6 protein-coding genes and 3 pseudogenes are annotated in these 7635 nt (G+C 73.3%); 5 read left to right on the top strand and 4 right to left on the bottom strand.

What is annotated here, in order from left to right; all coding sequences use genetic code 11:
* The 3 genes and pseudogenes from ACWD3D_RS30380 to ACWD3D_RS30370 form a co-directional block, all read right to left on the bottom strand.
* Positions 1-104 (bottom strand): annotated as a pseudogene (locus tag ACWD3D_RS30380) (DNA repair protein RecO); the annotation flags it as partial.
* A gap of 132 nt (positions 105-236) precedes the next feature.
* Positions 237-791: pseudogene (locus ACWD3D_RS30375) on the bottom strand (scabin-related ADP-ribosyltransferase); the annotation flags it as partial.
* 162 nt (positions 792-953) lie between these two features.
* Positions 954-1589, bottom strand: coding sequence for a TetR/AcrR family transcriptional regulator (locus ACWD3D_RS30370; RefSeq protein ID WP_451463962.1), 636 nt, complete (start codon positions 1587-1589; stop codon positions 954-956).
* Between the two features lie 245 nt (positions 1590-1834).
* Here ACWD3D_RS30370 and ACWD3D_RS30365 point away from each other — a divergent pair, with 245 nt between their 5' ends.
* Positions 1835-3439, top strand: a complete 1605-nt coding sequence (locus tag ACWD3D_RS30365) for an MDR family MFS transporter (protein ID WP_451463961.1) — start codon at positions 1835-1837, stop codon at positions 3437-3439.
* 81 nt (positions 3440-3520) lie between these two features.
* Here ACWD3D_RS30365 and ACWD3D_RS30360 read toward each other — a convergent pair whose 3' ends face one another.
* A complete protein-coding gene (locus ACWD3D_RS30360) occupies positions 3521-4186 on the bottom strand; it encodes an HD domain-containing protein (RefSeq protein WP_451463960.1) in 666 nt (221 codons plus the stop codon).
* Positions 4187-4325: 139 nt separating this feature from the next.
* On the opposite strand from ACWD3D_RS30360, the gene ACWD3D_RS30355 reads away from it, so the two are divergent.
* The 4 genes and pseudogenes from ACWD3D_RS30355 to ACWD3D_RS30340 all read left to right on the top strand — a co-directional run.
* Positions 4326-5582, top strand: coding sequence for a S8 family peptidase (locus ACWD3D_RS30355; RefSeq protein ID WP_451463959.1), 1257 nt, complete (start codon positions 4326-4328; stop codon positions 5580-5582).
* 99 nt (positions 5583-5681) lie between these two features.
* The gene (locus tag ACWD3D_RS30350) at positions 5682-6431 is read left to right on the top strand and encodes a LamB/YcsF family protein (protein ID WP_451463963.1); all 750 of its coding nucleotides are present in this window, start codon (positions 5682-5684) and stop codon (positions 6429-6431) included.
* Positions 6428-7162, top strand: a complete 735-nt coding sequence (locus ACWD3D_RS30345) for a 5-oxoprolinase subunit B family protein (protein ID WP_451463958.1) — start codon at positions 6428-6430, stop codon at positions 7160-7162. The genes ACWD3D_RS30350 and ACWD3D_RS30345 overlap by 4 nt, the downstream gene beginning before the upstream one ends.
* A pseudogene (locus ACWD3D_RS30340) lies at positions 7159-7635 on the top strand (allophanate hydrolase subunit 2 family protein); the annotation flags it as partial. The gene ACWD3D_RS30345 and the pseudogene ACWD3D_RS30340, both read left to right, overlap by 4 nt.

Here is a 7635-nt window from a genome sequence, read left to right as displayed (position 1 = left end):
AGCGAGCGCAGACCGCGCTCCAGATGCCAGTGCAGATAGGCGGACACCAGCCCACTCCCCTCCCTGGCATGACGCGCCTCGCACGCGTCCGCCGTGTCCGCGTCGGCGCGGGCGCCCGGGCGGAAGGCCGGGTTGGTGACGCAGCCCAGGTTCTCGTAGATGTCGACGTTGTTCTGCGGGTTCTTGCCGGCCCAGTGGTACTGGCAGGCCCCCTCGATGTACCTGCCCTGGATGCCGCCGGGGAAGTCGATCTCCTTGTTCCACAGGTACTGCGACTGGATGCCGGTCATCCGCGCGGTGGCGTTGACGTCGATCCCGCCCGGCGCCTGGATGGCGTACACCCAGCCGTCCTTGCCGCCTCCGGTGGCGAAGCCCTGCGCCACCCAGCGGTCACAACTGGTGCTCACGTGGGCGGAGTTCTGGCCGCCACCGCCGATGATCCACTGCGAGAGCGGGGTCAGTACGGACCCCAGCGGGGTGAAGCCGCTCCGGAAGATCGCCCGGGGGTCGGGCCGGGTGTCCCCGCGCCAGAGCGTGTTGTCGTCGTGGCGCCAGTACCAGCCCTCGCGGATCGCGGCCTCGTCCACGTCGGCCCGCAGCGCCCGGTTCGTCGTCGTCCGTTCCCAGTCCGACGACCGGTAGCCGCCGGTCGGTCCGCAGGGGCCGGTGTCCCGGATCTGCTCCGGCGTCCCCGGCCACGGGTCGGTGTCGGCGTTCGCCGAGGTGGCGAAGGTCAGCGAGGTGACGACGAAGGTGGCGGCGGAAGCGATCCGCAGCGCGGTCTTGAACATGGTCGGGGCAGCCCCTCAGTAGGCGTGTACGGCCCACTTTCACTAGCCCGGACCACGGGGACGGGCTCCCGGAGACCGCCCGGACCACCCACCGGCACCACAGGGTTCACCCGCCCGGCGCAGGCGGACGCGAGTTTTTCCGGCGGGGGCGCCGAAGGGCGCTCAGGCCGCCGCGTCGGGGGATTCTCCGGCTCGCGGGGGCTCTTCCGCGCTCGGGACCGGGGCCGCGCCCGGATGCGGGACGAGCCGGTGTGCGATATCGCGGGCCACGCGGGCGATCTCCTCGTCGGAGACCTCCAGCCCCCGCGAGGCGAGCAGGGCGAGGTTCACGCTGAGCAGGGCGGAGCGCAGTCGCAGCTTCTCCTCCACCGTGGCGTCGGGGCCGCCCATGACCTCGCTCAGCTCGGCGAACTTTTCGAGGGCGCCCCCCTTGTCGGGGCGCAGCTCGTGGATGACGCGGTGATTGGCGGTGGCGAAGCGGATGGCGGGCATGCCCTCGGCGATGAAGACGTCGACCATCCGGTCCACGATCCGGGAGGCGAGATCCGGGCCGGGCGGCTGCTCCTTCGCCCACTCCACCAGGGCGTCCACCGCCTCCAGGTAGGTGGTGAAGAGCGAGAGGACGATGTCCTCCTTGCTCTTGAAGTGGTAGTAGAGGGCGGCCTTCGTGATGTCCAGCCGTTCGGCGATCTCCCGCAGCGAGGTCGCGTCGTACCCCTGCTCGGTGAAGAGCTCCAGGGACACCCTGCGGATCTCGGCCCGCGTGTCGATGCCCCGTCGTCGTCCTGCGGCTGTCATGGCTGTGCGTTCCTTTCGCTTGAGCGCCTCCGCCCGGGAGCGCCCTGCGTCGATCGTGGTCCCCATGCCCCCCTTTGCCAACTTACCGTACGGCAAGTAATCTACTGACCGCCCGGTAAGTGGATTCCGGGATCAGCTTGCCCCGGCGCCGAGCCGACGACACCGCTGTCGTCCCGCGCGGGGCCCCGCCGCCAGAGTTTCGGGTCCGCAGAGCGACCCTCCTTCCTGACCGAAAGGCACGCGTCGTGACGCAGACCTCCCCCGCCCCGGCCGCAGCCGAGGAGACCGGACCACCCCGCTTCACCCACCGCGAGATCATGGTCACGATGAGCGGTCTGGTCATCGCGATGCTGCTCGCGATGCTGGACAACATGATCGTGGCGCCCGCGCTGCCCACGATCGTCGGCGACCTCGGCGGTCTCAAGCACCTCGCCTGGGTGACCACCGGCTACATCCTCGCCTCCACGGTCGCCACCCCGATCTGGGGCAAGCTCGGCGACCTGCTCGGCCGCCGGATCACCTTCATCACCTCCATCGTGATCTTCCTCGCCGGCTCGGCCCTCTGCGGGCTCTCCCAGAACATGGGCGAACTCATCGGCTTCCGCGCCCTCCAGGGCCTCGGCGCCGGTGGCCTGATGGTCGGCGTGATGGCGGTGCTGGCCGAGATCGTGCCGCCCCGCGACCGCAGCAAGTACCAGGGCGTGATGATGGCGGTCATGCCCGTCGCCATGATCGGCGGCCCGCTCGCCGGTGGCTTCATCACCGACAACCTGAACTGGCGCTGGGCCTTCTACGTCAACCTGCCGCTGGGCGTCATCGCCCTGTTCGTGTGCTGGTTCGTCCTCGCCAAGCTCCCCCGCAAGACGGCCGCCAAGGTCCGCATCGACTGGACCGGCACCGCGCTGCTGAGCATCTGGATCACCACCCTGGTCCTGATCACCAGCTGGGGCGGCAGCGAGTACGACTGGGCCTCGGCCATGATCCTCGGCCTCGTCGCGGTCACCGTCGTCGCCTTCGTCGCGTTCGTCCTCGTCGAGCGCCGGGCCGTGGAACCGATCATGCCGCTGTCGGTCTTCGCCGACCGCAACTTCAGCCTCGCCGGCGCGCTCAGCTTCATCGTCGGCTTCGCCATGTTCGGCGGGATCACCCTGCTGCCGCAGTTCCAGCAGTACGTCCAGGGCTCCTCCGCCACCAACAGCGGCCTGCTGCTCATGCCGATGATGCTGGCCGCGATGGTGCTCTCGCTCGCCGGCGGTACCTACATCAGCAAGACCGGCAAGTACCGCCTGCTGCCCGTCCTGGGCACCGTCTTCATGACCGGCGGGCTCGTCCTCTTCGCCACCATGGGACCCGACACCTCCCGCTTCACCACCGGGCTGTTCATGGTGGTGCTCGGCCTCGGCATGGGCGGCCTGATGCAGACCACCATGCTCATCGCCCAGAACAGCGCCCCGCTGCGCGACATCGGCGCCGCCACCGGCGCGGCCACCTTCCTGCGCAACATGGGCGGTTCGCTCGGCGTCTCCCTGCTCGGCACCCTCTACACCGGCAGGCTCACCGACTCCTTCACCTCGGGCGGTGCGTCGGCGGCGGGCGGCCCGGACGCCGGTTCCTCGGTCGCCAGCATGACCCCCCAGGCACTTCGGTCCCTGCCCGACGCCGTCCAGCGCGCCTTCGCCGAGGCGGTCAGCGACGGCGTCGACACCGCCTTCGCGTGGGCCGCGGGCGCCGCCGCTCTCGGCATCGTCATCGCCCTGTTCGTCCGCCACGTGCCGCTGCGCGGCTTCACCGGCGGCGAGGGGAAGAAGGCGGAAGCGGCCCCGGAAGCCGTCCCGGCAGTCGCCGAGTGACCCGCTGAAACAGAAGCTCACCGGCTCATGAAGGTGCCCTGTACGGACGTCCCGTACAGGGCACCCTCATGTCCGCCGCCCTCACGGCAGTGTGGCCTCCAGCAGCCTCAGCTCCGTCGTCAGGTTCTGCCGCGCCCTGACCTCCCACTCCCTCGCCCCGTACGGCGTACGGAAGAGCACCGGCAGCCCCAGCAGTTGCCGCAGCACCCCGGACCGGCCCTCGTGGAAGAGGTCGTCCGGCACGAAGCCGTACTCCTCGCGGACCTGGGCGGTGTAGTGCGCGTACTTCTCGGGGCCCGCCGCCAGGATCGCCAGGTCGGCGTCGCACAGCACCTCGCCGTTACGGTCGCCGTCCGCCGGGTCGTGCGTCACGGTGAGCCGGACCAGCCGTGCCACCTCGGCGGTCGCCCCGTCCGGAACCCCCGCCTCGGGCAGCGCCCGTTCGGCGAGGGCGGCGCTGCGCTCCTCGTTCTCGGAGCGGTCGGGCCGGTAGACCGCGTCGTGGAACCAGGCGGCCAGCCGGACGAGTTCGGGCTCCCCGGCGTACTCCGCGAGGACGTCGATGCCGTCCAGGACCGCCGTCAGATGGGCGGTGGTGTGGTACTTCCGCTGCGGCTCGGCCCACCGCTCCAGCAGGTTCTCGGCGTACGGGAGCGGATCGGGGCCCGCCTCGCCGCCCCGGGCGGCCACGAGTGCCTCCCGCCAGCGGACGCGGAGGTCGGGGGTGTGCACGGTGTCGTCGGACATGCGGGAACTCTAGAGCCGTTCCCGGACGCCTCGGTCCGGGGTCCGAACGGGGGAGCGCACTGCGGAAGTGCTTCCGGTGTGCGGCGAACCTCCGTGAGAGGTCGTTGGCCGGGGACTTCTCACATGATCGTCTCGGCCCGTGCACACTCGACACGCGCTCGTACTCGCGTCCGCATTCGCCCTGGCCCTCGCGGGCCCCCTCGCCACCAGCGCGGCTTCCGCGCCCACGCCGCCCGCCCCGGAACCCGCACCGCTGATCCGGGCGGGGGACCCCATCCCCGGCCGGTACGTCGTCACCCTCGACCCGCTCGTGGACGCGGCCAAGACCGCGCGGAAGCTGGGCCTGGCACCGACCTTCACGTACAGCAAGGCGCTCAACGGCTTCGCCGTCCCGCTCACCCCGGCCCAGCTGACGACCCTCCGCAACACCCCCGGCGTGACCTCGGTGGAGGAGGACGCGACGAACTCCGTCCCCTCGTCCGAATCGGTTCCCGCGTACCAGCCGGTCCCCGCCCGGAAGGCGGCCTCCACGGCGAGGGCCGCCTCCGCCCGCCTCGCACCGGCCTCCACCTGGGGACTGGACCGCATCGACCAGCGGAACCTGCCGCTCGACGGCGACTTCACCACCGGCGGCGACGGTGCCGGGGTGACCGCCTACATCCTCGACTCGGGCATCGACTACCAGCACACCGAGTTCGGTGGGGCCGGCGGGACCCGTGCCTCCTTCGGCTTCGACGCCGTGGGCGACGGACGTCTCGGCGCGGACTGCTACGGCCACGGCACGCACGTCGCGGGCACCGTGGGGGGCAGCACGTACGGCGTCGCCCCCGCGGCGAGCCTGGTCAGTGTCCGCGTCCTGAACTGCAACGGGCAGGGCTCCAGCTCCGGGCTGATCGCCGGCCTGGACTGGGTCGCCCGGAACGCCGCGCAGCCCGCGGTCCTCAACGGCTCGCTGGGCGGCGGCAAGTCCCAGGCGGTCAACCGTGCCACGACCGCGCTGGCCACCGCGGGGATCCTGCCCGTCATCGCGGCGGGCAACGACTCCAGGAACGCGTGCGACGTCTCGCCCGCCTCCGCCGACGGGACTCTGACCGTCGCGGCCTCCACCGACGACGACGAGCAGGCGTCCTTCTCCAACCGGGGCGACTGCGTCGAGATCTACGCCCCCGGCCAGGACATCCTCTCGGCCCGGATCGGCGGCGGCTCGGTCACCATGAGCGGCACCTCGATGGCGGCTCCCCACGCCACCGGCGTCGCCGTCCTCTACAAGCAGGCCCACCCCGACGCGGACTCCGCCGAGGTCGCCGCCTGGATCGACGAGGTGTCCACCAGGGACGTCCTGACGAACGTCAGCCCGGACACCCCCAACCACCTCCTCTTCACCGACGGCCTGTAGTCCGACAGCCCGACCCATCCCCACCCCGACCGCCCGACCGCCCCGGCACCGAGACCCCTCGGTGCCGGGGCGGCGGCACGCTAGCGTGATCCCGTGACCATGGACCTCAACGCCGATCTCGGCGAAGGCTTCGGCCGTTGGACGCTCACCGACGACGAGGCGTTGCTCTCCTGCGTGACCAGCGCCAACGTGGCCTGCGGCTTCCACGCGGGTGACCCGGTCGTGATGCGCCGCGTCTGCGAGGGCGCGGCGGCCCGGGGCGTGACGATCGGCGCGCAGGTGTCCTACCGGGACCTGGCGGGCTTCGGGCGCCGCTCCATGGACGTCCCGGCGGCCGAACTGACCGCCGAGATCGCCTACCAGATCGGTGCGTTGCGGGTCTTCGCCGAGGCAGCCGGCTCCCGCGTCGCGTACGTCAAACCGCACGGCGCGCTCTACAACCGCGCGGTCCACGACGACGCCCAGGCGCACGCCGTGGTCCAGGGGGTGCTGCTGGCCGGCGGAGACCTCCCGGTCCTCGGGCTGCCCGGCTCCCGGCTGCTCGCCCACGCCCGCGAGGCCGGACTGCCCGCCGTGGAGGAGGCGTTCGCCGACCGCGCGTACACCCCCGAAGGCACCCTGGTGCCGCGCGGCGAGCCGGGCGCGGTGGTGGAGGATCCGGACGAGGTCGTGCGCCGCGCGGTCCGGATGACGGTGGACCGGACGGTCGTCGCCGCCGACGGCAGCACCGTCCCCGTCGCCGCCCGCTCCCTCTGCCTGCACGGCGACACCCCCGGCGCGGCGGCGCTCGCCCGCCGGGTGCGGGCCGCCCTGGAGGAGGCGGGCGTCGGCGTCCGGGCGTTCGCGTGAGCGGCGTCGCTCCCGGGGACGGCGCCCCGCGGGTGCTGCCGGTCGGGCGGGACGCGCTGCTGGTCGAACTCGCCTCCGGGGAGGCCGCCGAGGCGTTCCACGCCGAGGTGCTGCGCCGCCGCGACCGGGGCGAACTGCCGCCGGTGCGCGAGATCGTCCCCGGCGCGCGCACCGTCCTGCTCGACGGGATCGGCGACGCGTCCGGACCGGCCGCAGGCCCCGCCCGCCTCACCCGCGTCGACCGCCTCGACCGTTTCGCGCGCGAGCTCACCGGCTGGACCGTGGAACCGCTGCGCCGCGCGGACGGCCCCGCCGTGGAGATCCCGGTCGTCTACGACGGCCCGGACCTCGCCGAGGTCGCCGCGCTCTGGGGCGTACCGCCCGGGGAGGTGGCCGCCGCCCACTCCGGTACGGCGTTCCGGGTCGCGTTCTGCGGGTTCGCCCCCGGCTTCGGCTACCTCACCGGGCTCCCCGAGCGCCTGCACGTACCCCGGCGCGCGACCCCGCGCACCCGGGTCCCGGCCGGGGCGCTCGCGCTGGCCGGTCCCTACACCGGGGTCTACCCCCGCGCCTCGCCCGGCGGCTGGCAGCTCATCGGCCGGATGCCGGCCCCGGACCGGCTCTGGGACCCCGCCCGGGACCCGGCCGCGCTGCTGGTGCCGGGGGCGCGGGTGCGGTTCGTACCGGTGGACTCCCCGAGCGACCCCACGAGCGTGGAGGGGCGGGCGTGAGCGGGCTGTTGCGGGTGGTACGGGCCGGGGCGCTGACCACCGTCCAGGACGCCGGGCGCACCGGCTGGGCGCACCTCGGCGTCCCCAGGGCCGGGGCGCTCGACGCGCCCGCGCACCGGCTCGCCAACCGGCTGGTGGGCAACGACCCCGCCGCCGCCGTGCTGGAGACCACCGCCACCGGCTGTGCCGTCCGCCCCGACCGGACCGTGGTCGCGGTCGTCGGCGGCGCCGTCTGCCGGGTCACGGTCGATGGCCGCCCGGCCGCCTGGGGCGCCCCCGTGCGGGTCCCGGCGGGCGCGGTGCTGGAGGCGGGCCCCGCGCTCAGCGGTCTCCGCGGATACCTGGCGTTCGCGGGCGGCCTGGAGCCGGACGCGGTCCTCGGCAGCCGTTCGGCCGACCTGCTCTCCGGGCTCGGCCCGCCCCCGCTACGCGACCGGGACACCCTCCCGCTCGGCGAACCGCCCGCCGCCGGC

It is taken from the genome of Streptomyces sp. NPDC002690 (genome assembly GCF_053592415.1).
This window is presented reverse-complemented; position numbering and strand designations above follow the sequence as displayed.